The sequence below is a fragment of the Streptomyces dengpaensis genome (genome assembly GCF_002946835.1).
GTDB lineage: Bacteria > Actinomycetota > Actinomycetes > Streptomycetales > Streptomycetaceae > Streptomyces > Streptomyces dengpaensis.
In genome coordinates, this window is the sequence record NZ_CP026652.1 from 2,153,275 (window position 1) to 2,169,845 (window position 16,571).

Annotated in this window: 16 protein-coding genes; 7 read left to right on the forward strand and 9 right to left on the reverse strand. The window is 70.9% G+C overall.

The features are described 5' to 3' along the window. Positions 1–2: 2 nt before the first annotated feature. Positions 3–1,526: a 3' terminal RNA ribose 2'-O-methyltransferase Hen1 gene (locus tag C4B68_RS09770; RefSeq protein WP_240634275.1), complete on the reverse strand. Its 1,524-nt coding sequence runs from the start codon at positions 1,524–1,526 to the stop codon at positions 3–5. 267 nt (positions 1,527–1,793) lie between these two features. Here C4B68_RS09770 and C4B68_RS09775 point away from each other — a divergent pair, with 267 nt between their 5' ends. Continuing rightward, on the forward strand, positions 1,794–2,717 hold the full coding sequence (locus tag C4B68_RS09775; RefSeq protein ID WP_099506134.1) for an LLM class F420-dependent oxidoreductase: 924 nt from the start codon (positions 1,794–1,796) through the stop codon (positions 2,715–2,717). Positions 2,718–2,819: 102 nt separating this feature from the next. On the opposite strand, the gene C4B68_RS09780 is transcribed toward C4B68_RS09775, so the two are convergent. The 4 genes from C4B68_RS09780 to C4B68_RS09795 form a co-directional block, all read right to left on the reverse strand. Next, positions 2,820–3,329 carry a DUF6099 family protein gene (locus tag C4B68_RS09780; protein WP_240634277.1) on the reverse strand — a complete coding sequence of 170 codons (510 nt, stop codon included), beginning with the start codon at positions 3,327–3,329 and terminating at the stop codon, positions 2,820–2,822. A 288-nt stretch (positions 3,330–3,617) separates the two neighbouring features. After that, on the reverse strand, positions 3,618–3,950 hold the full coding sequence (locus tag C4B68_RS09785) for a nucleotide pyrophosphohydrolase (RefSeq protein WP_099506135.1): 333 nt from the start codon (positions 3,948–3,950) through the stop codon (positions 3,618–3,620). Further along, a complete protein-coding gene (locus C4B68_RS09790; protein ID WP_167459061.1) occupies positions 3,947–5,140 on the reverse strand; it encodes an AAA family ATPase in 1,194 nt (397 codons plus the stop codon). The genes C4B68_RS09785 and C4B68_RS09790 overlap by 4 nt, the downstream gene beginning before the upstream one ends. Before the next feature lie 131 nt (positions 5,141–5,271). Next, complete coding sequence (locus C4B68_RS09795) at positions 5,272–5,661, reverse strand: cell division protein SepF (RefSeq protein ID WP_099506136.1); 390 nt, start codon at positions 5,659–5,661, stop codon at positions 5,272–5,274. A 226-nt stretch (positions 5,662–5,887) separates the two neighbouring features. Between C4B68_RS09795 and C4B68_RS09800 the strand changes: the two genes are divergently transcribed. Next, positions 5,888–6,307 (forward strand): TOBE domain-containing protein, encoded by a 420-nt coding sequence (locus C4B68_RS09800; RefSeq protein ID WP_099506137.1) that lies wholly within the window; start codon positions 5,888–5,890, stop codon positions 6,305–6,307. A 176-nt stretch (positions 6,308–6,483) separates the two neighbouring features. On the opposite strand, the gene C4B68_RS09805 is transcribed toward C4B68_RS09800, so the two are convergent. The 4 genes from C4B68_RS09805 to C4B68_RS09820 form a co-directional block, all read right to left on the reverse strand. Then, positions 6,484–7,836: a hypothetical protein gene (locus tag C4B68_RS09805; protein ID WP_240634279.1), complete on the reverse strand. Its 1,353-nt coding sequence runs from the start codon at positions 7,834–7,836 to the stop codon at positions 6,484–6,486. 159 nt (positions 7,837–7,995) lie between these two features. Beyond that, positions 7,996–8,547, reverse strand: a complete 552-nt coding sequence (locus tag C4B68_RS09810) for a DUF7144 family membrane protein (protein WP_240634280.1) — start codon at positions 8,545–8,547, stop codon at positions 7,996–7,998. Positions 8,548–8,721: 174 nt separating this feature from the next. Continuing rightward, the gene (locus tag C4B68_RS09815) at positions 8,722–9,402 is read right to left on the reverse strand and encodes a cation efflux transmembrane domain-containing protein (RefSeq protein WP_099506138.1); all 681 of its coding nucleotides are present in this window, start codon (positions 9,400–9,402) and stop codon (positions 8,722–8,724) included. Then, entirely contained in the window at positions 9,402–9,737 is a 336-nt protein-coding gene (locus tag C4B68_RS09820; protein ID WP_099506139.1) for an ArsR/SmtB family transcription factor, read from the reverse strand. Before C4B68_RS09820 ends, C4B68_RS09815 begins: the two co-directional genes overlap by 1 nt. 394 nt (positions 9,738–10,131) lie before the next feature. Here C4B68_RS09820 and C4B68_RS09825 point away from each other — a divergent pair, with 394 nt between their 5' ends. The 5 genes from C4B68_RS09825 to C4B68_RS09845 all read left to right on the forward strand — a co-directional run bounded on the left by C4B68_RS09825 (position 10,132) and on the right by C4B68_RS09845 (position 16,327). Beyond that, positions 10,132–11,166 (forward strand): phosphotransferase family protein, encoded by a 1,035-nt coding sequence (locus tag C4B68_RS09825; protein ID WP_099506140.1) that lies wholly within the window; start codon positions 10,132–10,134, stop codon positions 11,164–11,166. A gap of 5 nt (positions 11,167–11,171) precedes the next feature. Continuing rightward, positions 11,172–12,386, forward strand: a complete 1,215-nt coding sequence (locus tag C4B68_RS09830) for an acyl-CoA dehydrogenase family protein (protein WP_099506141.1) — start codon at positions 11,172–11,174, stop codon at positions 12,384–12,386. A 185-nt stretch (positions 12,387–12,571) separates the two neighbouring features. Then, positions 12,572–13,021 (forward strand): helix-turn-helix transcriptional regulator, encoded by a 450-nt coding sequence (locus C4B68_RS09835; RefSeq protein ID WP_099506142.1) that lies wholly within the window; start codon positions 12,572–12,574, stop codon positions 13,019–13,021. Between the two features lie 5 nt (positions 13,022–13,026). Next, positions 13,027–13,437 carry a VOC family protein gene (locus tag C4B68_RS09840; RefSeq protein WP_099506161.1) on the forward strand — a complete coding sequence of 137 codons (411 nt, stop codon included), beginning with the start codon at positions 13,027–13,029 and terminating at the stop codon, positions 13,435–13,437. A gap of 505 nt (positions 13,438–13,942) precedes the next feature. Continuing rightward, positions 13,943–16,327 (forward strand): ATP-binding cassette domain-containing protein, encoded by a 2,385-nt coding sequence (locus tag C4B68_RS09845; RefSeq protein WP_099506143.1) that lies wholly within the window; start codon positions 13,943–13,945, stop codon positions 16,325–16,327. Positions 16,328–16,571 lie beyond the last annotated feature (244 nt).

Consider the following 16,571-nt stretch of genomic DNA (forward strand, 5'->3'; position numbering starts at 1 on the left):
GATCACCCTAGAAAGCTCGAACGCCCACTGTCACCGGGAACATGTGCACGAGATGTCACCGGCGCCGTGTACTGTCCGGCTCCGCCGGAACAACACCGCGACGCTCCGCGTCGCCCCGACGAGATTCGCTTCACCCTCGGCCTGAAGGGTCGGAGCACTGCGAATGAATCCCGGTAGCGCTCGGCGACCTGCCGGGCCCAAGCGCGGAACTCTTCCCGCGTCCACTCGAAGCGGTGGTCGCCGTGCCGGGAGTGCCCGGCCGGGAGGGTCTCCCAGCGGACGTTGTACTCGACGTTCGGTGTCGTCACGAGGACGGTCCTGGGGCGCGCGGAGCCGAACACCGCGTACTCCAGGGCCGGCAGCCGGGGCAGGTCGAGGTGCTCGATGACCTCGCTGAGCACGGCGGCGTCGTACCCCTTGAGGCGGTCGTCGGTGTAAGCGAGCGAGCCCTGGAAGAGCCGCACGCGCGCAGCCTGCCGCTCGCCCATCCGCTCGAGCTTGAGCCGCCGCGACGCGATGGTGAGCGCGCGTATCGACACGTCGACGCCGACGATCTCGGTGAACCGCGGGTCCTTGAGCAGCGCCTGCACCAACTGGCCCTGTCCGCAGCCGAGATCGAGGACGCGGCCGGCGCCGGACGCGTGCAGCGCGGCGAGGATCGCGTCCCGCCTCCGCACGGCGAGCGGCACCGGCTTCTCCTCCGTGTCGGTCTCCTCGTCGACCGCGTTGTCGATCTCCTCGACCTCGGTGTCGTCGGCCTCGGCAAGCCGTACGAGTTCGAGCCGCTCCATGGCCTGCCGGGTCAGCGACCAGCGGCGCGAGAGATACCGGCTGGTGATCAGCTTCTGCTCCGGGTGGTCCGCCAGCCAGCCCTCGCCCGCCCTCAGCAGCTTGTCGACCTCGTCGGACGACACCCAGTAGTGCTTGGCGTCGTCGAGCACCGGGAGCAGCACGTACAGGTGGCGCAGGGCCTCGGCGAGCGTCAGCCGCTCCGCTTCGATTTCCAGGCGTACGTAACGGGAGTCGCCCCACTCGGGGAACCGCGCGTCCAGGGCCACGGCCTCGGCCGTCACCGCCCATCCCAGCGGCTCGAAGAGCTGCCGTACGAGGTCGGCGCCGCCTCGCGCGGGCAGCGCGGGCACCTCGATCCTGAGGGGCCGCGGCCGCGCGGGCAGGTCGGGCTTAGCGGCGCACTGCCCCCTCATCGCGCTGGAGAACACAGCGCTCAGCGCCACGGCGAGCAGGGACGAGGCCGCGTACGGCCGGTCATTGACGTACTGCGCGAGCGCGGCGTCGGGTGCGCCACCGCGCCCCTTGCCCTTGCCACGCCGGACCAGCGCCACCGCGTCGACCTCGAGCAGCAACGCGGCCGTGCACCGCCCGACGGACGCCTCCGGGTAGAGGACGTGCGCCGTGCCGTAGGAGGTCGAGAACGCCTGCGATTTATCGGGATGCTTGTGCAGCAGAAAGCCGAGGTCGGTCGCGGGGCGCTCTGGAGTACCGGTGGTACTGATCGTAAGGAACACGGTGGGTCTGCCTCGAAACGTCTGCTGAGCTGCGGAAACGTGGGGCGCGCGGGCTGCTTCGGCGCGCCTGCACAGCGTACGGCGAGCGCGGCGGACAGGCTCGGGAATTATCCCGCGGCCCCGTTCTCCCGCACGGGTCTCAGGAAGGCAGGTACGCGAGCCGAACGTCGAACGGCGCGTGCCTGCCGAAGGCCTGCCTGTTCCGGGTTACGGGTGCGCCAGCGGTTCACGGTGGGGCGGTAGTTGCGGCCGATGCATGATGGATGCATGGATCTTCGAGTCTTCACAGAACCGCAGCAAGGAGCGACCTACGAGACGCTGCTCCGCGTCGCCAAGGCCGCTGAAGACCTTCATTACGGAGCCTTTTTCCGCTCGGACCACTACTTGCACATGGGATCCGTCAGCGGCCTCCCCGGGCCCACCGACGCATGGATCACGCTGGCCGGTCTCGCCCGTGAGACCAGCCGGATCCGCCTCGGCACCCTGATGACCGCCGGGACCTTCCGGCTGCCCGGCGTCCTCGCGATCCAGGTCGCGCAGGTCGACCAGATGTCGGGCGGGCGTGTCGAGCTCGGTCTTGGGTCCGGCTGGTACGAGGCCGAGCACGAGGCGTACGGCATTCCCTTCCCGAAGGAGAAGTTCGGGCGGCTCGAAGAACAGCTCGCCGTCGTCACCGGCCTGTGGGGCACGCCGGTCGGCGAGCGGTTCACCTTCGACGGGAAGTACTACCGGCTCAAGGACTCGCCCGCACTGCCGAAGCCCGCGCAGTCGAAGGTGCCCGTGCTCATCGGTGGCCATGGAGCCAAGCGGACCCCGGCGCTCGCGGCGCGGTTCGCCGACGAGTTCAACATCCCCTTCGCCTCCGTCGCGGACACGGAGCAGCAATTCGCCCGGGTGCGCACGGCGGCCGAGCAGGCCGGACGCAAGGCCGACGCGTTGGTGTACTCCAACGCGCTCGTGGCCTGCGTCGGGAAGGACGACGCCGAGGTCAAGCGGCGGGCCGACGCCATTGGGCGTGATGTCGACGAGCTGAAGGCGAACGGTCTCGCGGGCTCCCCCGCGGAGGTCGTCGAGCGGATCGCCCAGTACGAGTCCGTCGGATCACAGCGCATGTATCTCCAGATGCTGGACCTTGATGACCTGGATCACCTGGAGCTGATCGCGTCCGAGGTGATGCCTCAGCTCGGATAACGGACCGGCAAGTCCGAGCTCGGTCAAAGGCCCGCGCCTCGGTCAACTCCGTTCGCCCGCAGCCGCTTCCGCTCGGGGGCTTCCGTCCCCGGCCGGGGGCGTTCACGGCTGAGGGCTTCGCCCCCGGACCCCCTTGTCGGCCTGAACGGCCTCGTCCTCACATGCCGGACGGGCCAGGAGATTCAGGCGTCTCAGCATCTCCACGACCCTGTCGCGGGACTCGTCCGCCGCGTCGATGCCCTCCATGCACTGCCAGTACGTGCCCTCGTCGTCCGCCGCGCAGGCGATGCCGACGAGGGCTATGCCGACCTCGCCGAGGAGAGCGCCGAGGCAGAGGAGTGCCTCGCGGGCGTCGCCCAACTCGGTGAGCTTGGCGGCACGTAAGGCGCCGACGTCGAGGGCGGGGGCGTCGAGGACGCCGCAGCCCCGGCCGGCCAGCTCGGTCAGGCCGAGGGCCTCGCCCCGGAGTTCAGGCGGCCCGGAGACGGCGAAACGGCTGCCTATCGCCTGGGCCAGGGCCTGCGCCTGCCACGCTTCCGCCATCACCTCCGGGGTGTCGCCGCTCTCCGCCAGGGCACGCCTGCTCGCCACGATGAGCCGCACTGCGTCCATGCGCTGCCCCCGTCTGTCCCGACGCGCTTGTCGCACGTCCGCCCGAACTCCCTTGTCCACTACCCAGAGTGAAGGTCCGTGGGACGAAAAGCCAGAGGAAGCCCGAAATCTGTGGACACGGAATTGAATGTGGATAGCAAACTGACTCCGGAGAGTGACGAGCATCAGCCCGTCGATCGTGGGTCGGGGGTTCCGTTGACCGGGAGCCCGCTGATCAGGCGCCCCCGCCGATCGCCTCCTCCCGCCGACCGGACGACCCCCGCGCCCGATGGCGGGCCCCGGTCACCGTCACGGCCCCTCCGGCACCGGGAACCTCCGCTCGTTCCGGTCGATCTTCGCGTCGAGCGCCGCGAGCGGGTCGATGCCGAGCACCTCGCACAGTTGGAGCAGATACGCCAGGACGTCAGCGACCTCGTCGGTGACGCGGTGGGCGGTGTCCGCGTGGTCCATGACCCGGGCCGACTCCTCCGGCGTCAACCACTGGAAGATCTCGACCAGTTCGGACGCCTCCACGCTCAGCGCGGCGACCAGGTTCTTGGGGGTGTGGTACGGCTGCCAGTTCCGCGCGGCCGCGAACTCGGCCAGCCTGCGCTGCAGCTTCGCTACGTCCAGTTCTGTCACGGCTCAAGGTTTACCACCGTGACGCCGGCGACCCCGAAGGCCCAGGAGGCGTCGGTCGCCGTGCCCACCAGTCTGATGTGCCCGCGTTCGCACATCCGCGACGCCAGCCGCACCAGCTCCGCCGCCTGCCGGGCGTCCAGGCAGCGGTCGAAGCCGTCGGCCAGGACCGTCAGCGTCTGGAGGGCCGCGGGGACTTCGCCCGCCGGGTCGACCTCCAGCACGCCGGGCCCGGTCAGCAGGACCAGGGCCAGCGCGAGGTACCGCAACTCGCCGTCGCCGAGCAGCCCCAGGGGCGTACGGACACCGTCGCCGCGGTCGAGGAGCGCGCGGATCGTGCCGTCGCCGAGCGGCTCGGCGAGCACGTCCGTGACCGGGCCCGCGCATCCGGCCCGTACCGCCGCGACCAGGTGCGCGTAGCGGTGGCCGCACTCCGACCGGGTGCGCCAGAGCACTTCGGCGAGGTTGTCGCAGCCCCGCAGCAGCCGTCCCGAGCCGACCGGGGCCGGGGCGCGCATGCGCTGCGGGCCCGGATCGCAGGCGTAGACGGACCGCAGCGCGAGCACCATCTGCTCGGCGGCGGCGAGGACTTGGCGCTCGCCGTCGGTGCGGCCCGCGACGCGCAACGGCAGGAGCGCGGTGCCGAGGCGGTCGTCGGGGAGCGGTCCCCGGGTCACCGCGCACGAGCCCGCCGTGTGCCAGGCCGCCTGGACGACCGGGCGGCCCGGGTCGCGCAGCGCCGTCTCCAGCAGGGTCTGCCCGCCCGCCGTCAACCGCTCGCCGACGATGCGCAGTTCGGGCTCGGCCTGTACGGCGACATCGAGCCGCACGGGGCCCTCGGGGCCGTCGACCGTGCAGCCGATACGGAAGCCGCGTCTGCGCTGGGCGTCGGGCCGGGCCCGTTCCGGTACGCAGGTGACCGGGTCCGGGAACACCTCTCCGAGCTCGCCGCCGCTGCCGAGCCGCGCCAGCGCCTCGTACGCCCGCAGGGCCACGGTCTTGCCGCTGCCGCTCGGGCCCGCGACGAGGGTCAGTGGTCCCAGCGGGAACCGGACGCGGCGGTGCGTGGCGAAGGCGGCGAGCCGCAGCTCGGTGACGCCCGGGCGGTCGGGGCGCGTCTCCGCCGCCGCGGGAGTCTGGGCCTGGGCGTGGGCCTGGGCCCGAGCGTGGGCCTCCAGGGATGACGCGGTCATATGCGGACGGTAGGCCTCCGTCTGTCAGGCGAACCGTTCCACCCCCGTGTGCTTCCTACTAACGAGGGACCGGATCACCGGACCCCCGGGGCCCGTCAGGCCCCGACACACCCCGATCCCCCAGAGGCCCGTCAGACGCCGGGAACCCTCGCCCCCTCCATCAGCCCCCGCACCTCGGTCCCCGGCGGTGTCAGCAGGAAGACGTTCCGGTCCACCCGGTGCATACCGCTCGCGAGTCCGAAGACCACACCTGTGCTGAAGTCCAGTACCCGCTTGGCGACCTCGGTCTCCGCGCCGGTCAGGTCGAGGAGTACGGGGATGCCCGCCATCAGTGTCTCGGCGACCTCGCGGGCGTCCGCGAAGACGTTGACCCGCAGGACCACGAATCGGCGGCGGGCCTCCGTCTCGGCCTTGGGTATCGACCGGTGGCCGACCGCCGACGGCCAGGCGTCCCGGCCCCGCAACGGAACGACCTGGGCGAGCCCCTCCCACTGTTCGTCGGTGACGTCGTGGCTGCTCACTGGCCCGCCCACCCGAAACCCACCGCCACCCTTGAACGAGGCGCTGCGCGCCGCACCTCTTTCTGCTGGCTCGCACTCAGTATCTGCACCGGGCAATTCTTACGCATGGTCACCCGTCCGGCCCAACAGCGACACGGTCCGCGACGCGGCCGCGTGGACGACGGCTGCGGCAAACTGCCCATAGAAGTCCAAATCGACCCACCGCACAGAGCAATCGAGGCCCCGCATGAGCCTGAGCATCCGCAACCAGCTCCCCGGCACCGTCGACTCCGTCACTCCGGGCGAGGTGATGGCGACGGTGAAGGTCCGTCTTGAGGGCGGCCAGGAGATCACGGCGGCCATCACCCAGGAGGCCGTCGAGGACCTGGGACTGGCTCAGGGGTCCACGGTGCGGGCCCTGGTCAAGTCGACGGAGGTGTCCCTGGCCACCGGCCCGGTGAACGGGGTGAGTATCCGCAACCAACTGCCGGGCACGGTCACCGAAATCGTCACCGGCAGGGCCATGGCACAGGTCAAGGTCGCGGTCGCGGGCGCCGAGATGACCTCCGCGATCACGAAAGACGCGGTCGCGGAACTCGGCCTGGCCGCCGGTTCGTCCGTCGTGGCTCTCATCAAGTCCACCGAGGTGTCGTTGTCCAACGCGTGACGCGCGGGACGGGGCGCCCGCGCGGCGGCACTTGGCCGCGGTGCCCGCCCGGTGGCAGGTTCGCCCTCCGCCGGGCGGGCGTCCGTATCCGCGTACGGGCCATCCGCGTACGGGCCATCCGCGTACGGACCGTATCCGCGTACCGGCGCGCAGGGTTTACGCGTCTCAGGGGTGCCCTACGTCGCCGGCGTCACCGCGCTGACGTGCGGTTCCTGGTCATCGAGGAACTCGACCAGGGCCAGGGCCAGCAGCGCACCCAGCGCGATCCAGAGGGTGACGGCGCCGGTGGGGCGGTCCCAGGCGATCAGCGTGGCGGCCGCGACGGCGACCACCGTCCAGTTCAGCCAGGGCTTGGCCCGGTGCACCCAGCCTCCGATCGGTCCGGGGCCGGGGCCTGCCGCCGTGCGTACGGCGCCGATGCCACCGGTCCAGGCGGCCTTGACCCGGGAGGCCGCCCGGCCGTCGCCGGTCAGCCAGGCCGCGAGCGCCACAACGACGCCGAGGGTGATCACCATGCGTACGGTCGTCCGCAGACTGCGCACCAGCGCGTCGTAGACGGACGCCGCGGCGGGCTGGGAGACCTCGGCCGGCAGGACGTCGAGGTACAGCGCGCGGAAGATCCAGAGCGCCAGTCCGAGGAGCGCGGCACCGGCCGCCACGGCGAGGGCGGCCGCGACGAGGGCACGGCGTCTGCGTACGGCGGTGAGCACACCCGCCGCCGCGAGCACCAGGGCCACCAACGGCAGCCAGAACCCCAGGATTTGCAGCAGCCGGAAGCCCCTCTTCGCCTTTCCGATGGATTTCGAGGTCATGACCGTGAAGTTGGTGTGCACCGCGGGGATCTTGGCCGCCACCGTCAGTCCGCGGTCGACGAGCGCCTGTTTGACCCGGTCGATGACGGGAGCGAGATCGATGACGACGGCGTCGTCGGTGAGTTTCACCGCTCCTCCGCCGCTGCCGGTCAACGCCTTGTCGACGGTGGCGTGAACGCTCCGGTTCAGCTGGGTCCACAGGGTGGCGAACGCGTCGCTGCTGACGAACCTCTCCGCCGTGCTGTGCACGAAACCGCTCAGTCCGGAGGTGAGCGGGCCGCTCAACAGGTCAAGGGCCTTGGCCAGCCTCGGCCGGTCGGCGGGCTCGACGGACTCGAGCAGCGCCTTCACATCGAGACGCTTCATGAGCGCGTCGGTCACGCGGTTGGCGACGGCGGCCTGGACGTCCGGGTCGGAAGCGAGGGGCGCGACCGTCGCCACGTACCGGTCGGTGTCCCCGATCTCGTCGCTCGCCCAGACCCCGACGGCGCTCAGCGGCGTGAGCACGGCGGCGAGGAGGATCAGCAGGGCGGCGAAGAGCGACCGCAGACGGTGGTGCTCGCGGGCCACGGCGCCACGCCGTTCCAACTCCGCGACCCGGACCCGTAGATCGGCGAGTTCCCGCTGCGGGTCCCCGTCGGCGGCCTTGTCCGCGGCCTTGTCCGCGGCCTTGTCCATGCCCTCGTCCGCGCCCTTGTCCGCGTCCCGGCCCGTCATGCGACCGCACCGCCGATCACATCGCCGAGGGCGAGGCCGGCGTTCGACGGGTCGGCGACGGCGACGGCCGTACGGCGTGCGGTGTCCGACGTGGGAACGGCCATGACAGGCTCCTTGCACAACTACGGGAACGCGAGGGCGGGGACGCCGGGGCGGCGGTCAGGCCCGCGCGGCGACCGGCCTGTACGTGGCGAGCGCCCAGATCACGAAGAAGTCGACGGCGATCACGATGAAGGACCAGAGGGGCGCGTAGGGCAGGAAGAGAAACTGGGCGATCATGCTCAGCGCCGCGATCACGATGCCGGTGACGCGTGCCCACTCGGCGTCCTTGAGGATGCCCCAGCCGGTGGCGATGGCGACGGCGCCGAGGATCACCAGGATCCAGCCCCAGCCGGTGAGGTTGATCCGGTACATATAGCCGTCCACGCTTGCGTACATGGCGTCCTCGGCGATGGCGGCGATGCCCTGGAGAACGGCGAGGATGCCGTTCACCACCATGAGGATGCCCGCGAAGAAGGCGCCTCCGGCCGCCCAGGCGTTCTGGCCCCCCGACGGAACTCCGGAGCCCGGCGCTCCCGTACCGGTGGTGCGCGAAGGGTCCCCGGTGGTGCGCGCCGGGTCCCCGGTGGTGCGCGCCGGGTCCCCGGCCGTGTGCGACGGGTCCCCTGTGGCATGCGGAGTGCCCGACGGCTGCGAGGCATCCTGGCTCATGATCGCCCCCTGCGTGGTGTCGGCGGGTTCGCGCCCGGTGCGGTGAACGCCGAGGCGACAGGCGTCTTCGAGCCTCCATTCCGGCCCACCGCTCCGCCACGCGACCTCGACCGATCGGGTGACGGCGGTCCGGGCTCCGGAACCACGTCCGGCGACACGACGCGCCCCGCGCGGTCAGGAGCAGCAGTCACAACCTCCGCCGCAGGAGGGGACGTCCGCCGATGGGGCGCAGCACCCCTCGCCCCGCCACGCGTCGCGCCCCTCCTTCACCGCGACTCCGGCGATGACCAGGGCGGCGACGGGGTCGGCCCACGTCCAGCCGAACGCGGCGTTCGCCGCCAGGCCGGCCAGCAGCACGGCCGACAGATAGGTGCACAGCAGGGTCTGCCGGGAGTCCGCGACGGCGGAGGCGGAGCCGAGTTCGCGCCCGGTCCGGCGCTGGGCCGCGGACAGGACGGGCATCACGAACAGCGAAACGGCAGCCAGGCCGATGCCGACGAAGGAGCGGTCCGCGTCCCCGGCGCCCGCGATGGTCCGTACGGCGTCCACCGTGACGTAGGTGGCGAGCGCGTAGAACGACATCGCGATGATCCGCAGCGCCCTGCGTTCACGCGCCTCGCGCACGGCGTGGTCGCCGGCGGAGAACTGCCAGGCCACGGCCGCCGCCGAGGACACCTCGATGACGGAGTCGAGGCCGAAGCCGATGAGCGCCGTGGAGGAGGCGGCGGCCCCGGCGGTCAGGGCGACGGCGGCCTCGACGACGTTGTACGCGATGGTCGCGCCGACCAGGAGGCGTATGCGCCGGGCGAGCAGGTCACGGCGGACCGTGGACAGTCCGGGAGATGCGCCGGCCATCAGCAGCAGCCCTTCTCCTCGGCGTCCGCGCACGTACGGTCCGCCTCCACGGCGACCACGGCCGTGCGCAGATCGTCCAGCGCGTGTCCGAGCCGCGGGTCGGCGAGCTCGTAGCGCGTACGGCGGCCCACCGGTACGGCCACGACCAGGCCGCAGTCCCGCAGGCAGGCCAGGTGGTTGGAGAGCCGCGTCCGCGAGATGCCCAGCGCGTCCGCCAGATCGGACGGGTGGGCCGGCGCCTCGCGCAGGGCGAGCAGCAGCCGGCAGCGAATCGGATCGGCGAGGGCCCGGCCGAAGCGGGCCAGGACCTCGATCTCGGAGGCGAGTGTCAGCACACCCCCAACGATACATGGATACATGAATTCAGGAGATCGTGAAGCATCCGGACACCCCTGCCCTGACGAAGCACTGGTGAGGGCTCCGCAGGACGCCAACCGGAACCGGAAACTGAACGAGGCGAAGGAACAACCCCGCAGCGAACTCGCCTGCGCACAACCACTCGTCGGCGGACCACACTTCAGGCATGGATGGGTGTCGACTCGTCGGCGAGCATGGACGTGCGAGCGCTCGGGCGGCGGCTTCTTGGCCGGCATCGCCGGTGGCCGGACAGAAGGTGAGGCCGAGTTCGTCGAGACTCGGATCACTTTCATCTGACACGCACTGGACGACATACCGACTAGTCAGCATGATTGCCGGGAGCCCGATGTCCCTTCGTTCTCAGGAGCACCGATGAGCCCCGACCACCCGCCCGGACTCGACCTCGACCGGCTGCGCGGCCTGCTCGACCGCGAGCGGCCCGGTCTCGCACAGGGTCCCCTGACCGGCCGGCTGATCGAGGGCGGACGGTCGAACCTCACCTACACGGTGTCCGACGGCACCTCGCGCTGGGTCGTACGACGCCCCCCGCTCGGCCATGTGCTGGCCACCGCGCACGACATGAAGCGCGAGCACCGCGTGATCAGCGCCCTGTACCCGACGGATGTCCCGGTGCCGCGGCCGGTGCTGCTGTGCGAGGACGACGACGTGCTCGGGGCGTCCTTCTACGTCATGGAGTTCGTCGAGGGCACGCCGTACCGCACCGCCGACGAGCTCGCCCCGCTCGGCCCGGAGCGCACCCGGGGCGCGGTGCTGTCGCTGGTGGACACCCTGGTCGAACTGCACTCGGTGGACCCGGCCGAGGTGGGCCTCGCGGACTTCGGGCGGCCCGAGGGCTTCCTCGACCGGCAACTGCGCCGCTGGGGAAAGCAGTTGGACGCGTCCAGGAATCGTGAGCTCACGGGTATCGACGAGTTGCACGCGGCCTTGGGACGCGCGCTTCCGCACTCCCCCGCGCCCACCGTCGTCCACGGCGACTACCGGCTCGACAACGTCCTGATCGGCGACCACGACCAGATCAAGGCGATCCTCGACTGGGAGATGTCCACGCTCGGCGATCCGCTGACCGACCTGGGACTGCTGGTGATGTACAGCACGCCGCTCGGCATGCCCCACTCGCCGGTCTCCACCACCGCCGAGGCCCCCGGCCACCCGACACCGGCCGAGCTGATCGAACGGTACGCCGCCCGCTCGGGGCGCGACGTCTCCGCGGTCTCCTGGTACACGGCGTTCGCCTGGTTCAAGCTCGCCGTGATCCTCGAGGGCATCCACTACCGCTACACCCTGGGCCAGACGGTCGGCCGCGGTTTCGACCGCATCGGCGACCTGGTCCCGGTCTTCATCGAGCACGGTCTGAGCATGCTCCACACAGGTCTCCAGGAAGGCTGACTGCCATGGACTTCGCGTTCGACGCGCGCACCGAGGAACTGCGCGCCAAGCTGCTCGCCTTCATGGACGAGTACGTCTACCCGGCCGAGGCGGTCGCCGAGGAGCAGCGGGCCGCGCTGGCCTCGCCGTGGGACACCCCGGCCATGGTCGAGGAGCTGAAGGCGGAGGCGCGCAGGCAGGGCCTGTGGAACCTCTTCCTGCCCGACAGCGAGTACGGGGCCACGCTCACCAACCTCCAGTACGCCCCGCTCGCCGAGATCACCGGCCGCTCCCCGCAGCTGGCGCCCACCGCGCTGAACTGCGCCGCGCCGGACACCGGCAACATGGAGGTGCTCGCGCAGTTCGGCGACGAGCGGCAGAAGAAGCAGTGGCTGGAGCCGCTGCTGGCCGGTGAGATCCGCTCGGCGTTCGCGATGACCGAGCCGGAGGTGGCCTCCTCGGACGCCACGAACATCACCACGCACATCGAGCGGGACGGCGACCAGTACGTCATCACCGGCCGCAAGTGGTACATCTCCGGGGCGATGAACCCCGACTGCAAGATCTTCATCGTGATGGGCAAGACGGACCCGGAGGGGTCCGACATCCGCCGCCAGCAGTCGATGATCCTGGTCCCGCGCGACACGCCGGGCGTCACCGTCAAGCGCGCGATGCAGGTGTTCGGCTACGAGGACCACTGGCACGGCGGCCACGCCGAGGTGATCTTCGATCACGCACGGGTGCCCGCCTCGAATCTGATCGGCGAGGAGGGCGGCGGCTTCGCCATCGCCCAGGCCCGCCTCGGTCCGGGCCGCATCCACCACTGCATGCGGCTGATCGGCATGGCCGAGCGGGCGATCGAGCTGATGTGCCGGCGCGCGGTGTCCCGTACGGCGTTCGGCAAGCCGCTGGCCCAGCAGGGCGTGGTCCAGAACTGGATCGCCGACGCGCGGGTCACCGTCGAGCAGCTGCGCCTGCTGGTGTTGAAGACGGCCTGGCTGATGGACACCGTCGGCAACCGGGGCGCCCACACCGAGATCCAGGCCATCAAGATCGCCACGCCCCGCGCGGTGGTCGGCATCCTCGACCGGGCGATCCAGCTGCACGGGGCGGGCGGAGTCAGCCAGGACTTCCCGCTGGCGGAGCTGTACGCCGGCGCGCGCACCCTGATGCTCGCCGACGGACCGGACGAGGTCCACCAGCGGTCGCTGGCACGGCGGGAACTGAAGAAGTACCTGTGAGCGGCGCTGGTGAGGAGCCGTCGCTCCTCACCAGCCCACAATCGCCCAGCGCCGGGCACTCCTCACCAGCCCACAATCGAGCCGCGCCGGGCACTCCACCAGCCCTCAATCGAGCCGCGCCGGACACTCCTCACCAGCCCTCAATCGCTCAGCGCCGGGCAACGGCGCGACGTACGATTTCGCGTGTGACCAACAGCCCCGCCCCGGACCAGCACCTGCGCGACCTCGCGCGGCTGCGCCGCGTCCGCGACCGGATCGACCGGGAGTACGCGCAGCCGCTGGACGTCGAGGCGCTCGCCCGCGGCGCGCACATGTCGGCCGGGCACCTCAGCCGGGAGTTCCGGCGGGCGTACGGCGAGTCGCCGTACGCCTATCTCATGACGCGGCGCATCGAGCGCGCGATGGCGCTGCTGCGCCGTGGCGACCTCAGCGTCACCGAGGTCTGCTTCACGGTCGGCTGCTCGTCGCTGGGCACCTTCAGCACGCGCTTCACCGAGCTGGTCGGCATGCCGCCCAGCGTCTATCGGCGCGAGGCGGCGCGCGCGACGGCGGGGATGCCGTCCTGCGTGGCCAAGCAGGTGACCCGACCGATCAGGAATCGAGAAGCCGCGGCCACCGGGCCGCAGCTAGCGTGAAAGCCATGGACATCACCATTCACGCAAGCTTCCTCCCGCACGACGACCCGGACGCCTCCCTGGCCTTCTATCGCGACACCCTCGGCTTCGAGGTCCGCAACGACGTGGGAACCGGCAAGATGCGCTGGATCACGGTCGGCCCCGTCGACCAGCCCGGCACCAACATCGTCCTGGCTCCGCCGGCCGCCGACCCCGGCATCACCGACGACGAGCGCCGCACCATCGCCGAGATGATGGCCAAGGGCACCTACGGCTGGATCCTCCTGGCCACCAAGGACGTCGACAGCACCTTCGAGCAGGTGCAGGCCGGCAGCGCCGAGGTCGTCCAGGAGCCGACCGACCAGCCGTACGGCGTGCGCGACTGCGCCTTCCGCGATCCCGCGGGCAACCTGATCCGCATCCAGGAGAAGCGCTGAGCCGTACGGCGAACGCAGCGCCGACCCGCGCGGACAGCACTGTGCAGGTGCCCCGCGCGACCCGAGCGGACGGCACCGTGCAGGAGCCCCGCGCACGACGCCGGTGGCGGCCGCCTGGTGACCGCCACCGGCCCCGAGGGCAACGTCCCCGAGCTGCTTGATGACCGAGGACTGCCGCCCCGGCTTCCGCGCTCAGCCTCGTCGCGACACCGACGCGGCCAGGCCTGGCGCGAGGTAACGAGTTACCCGAACGCGAGCTGATGCGCGCCCGCCGCAGGTTAGTCTGACGCCTCGGCCGGGCGCGCCGCGTGGCCGGGGCCCGGGGGCGCCAGAGGCCGAAGCGGCGTGAATTGCTGGGGTTCTCGCGCCCGAGCGCGACGCGCGGCCGCGTCAGGCGGACGGGCGTCCCGGCAGACGTACTGCTCGCAGCTGCTCGGATCGAGCCAGGCGACGCCGACGGAGACCGCGAAGGCGGACCCGCCCAACAGATGGAGATACGAAGAGCATGGCCACGAAGACGGACACGCAGTCGTCTGCGCCACACGCTGCCGACAGCCACGACTGGATCCGCGTGCACGGCGCACGCGAGAACAACCTCAAGGACGTCAGCATCGAGATCCCGAAGCGCCGGCTGACGGTGTTCACCGGCGTGTCCGGTTCGGGCAAGAGCTCGCTGGTGTTCGACACGATCGCCGCGGAGTCGCAGCGGATGATCAACGAGACGTACAGCGCGTTCGTGCAGGGCTTCATGCCGACGCTGGCGCGGCCCGATGTCGACGTACTCGACGGGCTGACGACCGCGATCATCGTCGACCAGCAGCGGCTGGGTGCCGACCCCCGCTCCACGGTCGGCACCGCCACAGACGCCAACGCGATGCTGCGCATCCTCTTCAGCCGGCTGGGCCGGCCGTACATCGGCGGGCCCGGCGCGTTCGCCTTCAACGTCCCCTCGGTCCGGGCGGGGGGTTCGATCACCGTCGACCGCGGCAACAAGAAGGCGGAGAAGGTCACCTTCACCCGCACCGGCGGCATGTGCCCGAACTGCGAGGGCCGCGGCACGGTCTCCGACATCGACCTCACCCAGCTCTACGACGACTCCAAGTCCATCGCCGAGGGCGCGTTCACCATCCCCGGCTGGAAGTCGGACAACGTGTGGACCGTGGGGATCTACGCCGAGTCGGGCTTCCTCGACCCGAACAAGCCGATCCGCAAGTACACCGAGAAGGAGATGCAGGACTTCCTCTACCGGGAGCCCACCAAGGTGAAGGTCAACGGCGTCAACCTCACCTACGAGGGGCTGATCCCCAAGATCCAGAAGTCGTTCCTCTCCAAGGACCGGGAGGCGATGCAGCCGCACATCCGGGCGTTCGTGGACCGGGCGGTCACCTTCACCGCCTGTCCCGAGTGCGACGGCACCCGGCTCGCCGAGGGGGCCCGGTCCTCCAAGATCAAGGGGATCAACATCGCCGACGCCTGCGCGATGGAGATCCGCGACCTGGCCGAGTGGGTACGGGAGCTCGACGAGCCGTCGGTGGCGCCGCTGCTCGCCAAGCTGCAGCACGCCCTCGACTCGTTCGAGGAGATCGGCCTCGGCTACCTCTCGCTGGAGCGGCCGGCGGGCACGCTGTCGGGCGGTGAGGCGCAGCGCGTTAAGATGATCCGCCACCTCGGCTCCTCGCTCACCGATGTCACGTACGTCTTCGACGAGCCGACGATCGGCCTGCACCCCCATGACATCCAGCGGATGAACAACCTGCTGCTGCGGCTGCGCGACAAGGGCAACACGGTGCTGGTCGTGGAGCACAAGCCGGAGACGATCGCGATCGCCGACCACGTCGTCGACCTCGGCCCCGGCGCCGGTACGGCGGGCGGCACCGTCTGCTTCGAGGGCACGCTCGAGGGGCTGCGGGCCGGCGGCACCATCACCGGCCGCCATCTCGACGACCGGGCGGCCGTGAAGGAGACGGTGCGCAAGCCCACCGGCACGCTGGAGATCCGCGGCGCGACGGCGAACAACCTGCAAAACATCGACGCCGATATCCCGCTCGGGGTGCTGACCGTCGTCACCGGCGTCGCCGGCTCCGGCAAGAGCTCGCTCATCCACGGGTCGATCCCGAAAGGCGAGGGTGTGGTGTCGGTCGACCAGAGCCCGATCAAGGGCTCGCGGCGCAGCAACCCGGCGACGTACACCGGACTGCTCGACCCGATCCGCAAGGCGTTCGCGAAGGCCAACGGCGTCAAGCCGGCGCTGTTCAGCGCCAACTCCGAGGGCGCCTGCCCCACTTGCAACGGCGCCGGCGTCATCTACACCGACCTGGCGATGATGGCCGGCGTCTCCAGCCCCTGCGAGGACTGCGAGGGGAAGCGGTTCCAGTCAACGGTCCTCGAGTACCACCTCGGCGGCCGCGACATCAGCGAGGTGCTCGCGATGTCGGTGACCGAGGCCGAGGAGTTCTTCGGCGCCGGCGAGGCGCGTACGCCCGCCGCGCACAAGATCCTCGAACGGCTCGCCGACGTGGGTCTCGGCTACCTCACTCTCGGCCAGCCGCTCACCACGCTGTCCGGCGGCGAGCGGCAGCGGCTCAAGCTGGCCACCCACATGTCGGAGAAGGGCGGCGTCTACGTCCTCGACGAGCCGACCACCGGCCTCCACCTCGCCGACGTCGAGCAGCTGCTCGGCCTGCTCGACCGGCTCGTCGACTCCGGCAAGTCGGTCATCGTCATCGAGCACCACCAGGCGGTCATGGCGCACGCCGACTGGATCATCGACCTCGGCCCCGGCGCCGGTCACGACGGCGGCCGGATCGTCTTCGAGGGAACCCCCGCCGACCTCGTCGCCGCCCGCTCCACCCTCACCGGCGAGCACCTCGCGGCCTACGTAGGCACCTGAGGGAGCCCCTCGCGGACAACGTGAGACGCGCTCTGATCACCGCAATCAACCAGGGCTCACAGCGTCAAAAGAGCGTCACGAGCTGCGAGCGGGTCGAGCCCACGCCGGCCTTCGTAGGGCTCGACCTGCTGGGCACGCATGTCGGCCCATGGCGGTGCTCTGCAAGCTGCCCTGCTGCCCTCGTCGCGGTGGGGCACCGGCCGGTTCGGTCATGCCCTCCGCCGTCCCCCCGACACACACCGCT

Bases quoted from the DNA above. Each gene is read 5' to 3' on its own strand.
- C4B68_RS09775 (WP_099506134.1), top strand. From the start codon at position 1,794: ATGGATCTTCGAGTCTTCACAGAACCGCAGCAAGGAGCGACCTACGAG.
- C4B68_RS09780 (WP_240634277.1), bottom strand. From the start codon at position 3,329: ATGGACGCAGTGCGGCTCATCGTGGCGAGCAGGCGTGCCCTGGCGGAG.
- C4B68_RS09790 (WP_167459061.1), bottom strand. From the start codon at position 5,140: ATGACCGCGTCATCCCTGGAGGCCCACGCTCGGGCCCAGGCCCACGCC.
- C4B68_RS09800 (WP_099506137.1), top strand. From the start codon at position 5,888: ATGAGCCTGAGCATCCGCAACCAGCTCCCCGGCACCGTCGACTCCGTC.
- C4B68_RS09805 (WP_240634279.1), bottom strand. From the start codon at position 7,836: ATGACGGGCCGGGACGCGGACAAGGGCGCGGACGAGGGCATGGACAAG.
- C4B68_RS09810 (WP_240634280.1), bottom strand. From the start codon at position 8,547: ATGAGCCAGGATGCCTCGCAGCCGTCGGGCACTCCGCATGCCACAGGG.
- C4B68_RS09815 (WP_099506138.1), bottom strand. From the start codon at position 9,402: ATGGCCGGCGCATCTCCCGGACTGTCCACGGTCCGCCGTGACCTGCTC.
- C4B68_RS09825 (WP_099506140.1), top strand. From the start codon at position 10,132: ATGAGCCCCGACCACCCGCCCGGACTCGACCTCGACCGGCTGCGCGGC.
- C4B68_RS09830 (WP_099506141.1), top strand. From the start codon at position 11,172: ATGGACTTCGCGTTCGACGCGCGCACCGAGGAACTGCGCGCCAAGCTG.
- C4B68_RS09840 (WP_099506161.1), top strand. From the start codon at position 13,027: ATGGACATCACCATTCACGCAAGCTTCCTCCCGCACGACGACCCGGAC.
- C4B68_RS09845 (WP_099506143.1), top strand. From the start codon at position 13,943: ATGGCCACGAAGACGGACACGCAGTCGTCTGCGCCACACGCTGCCGAC.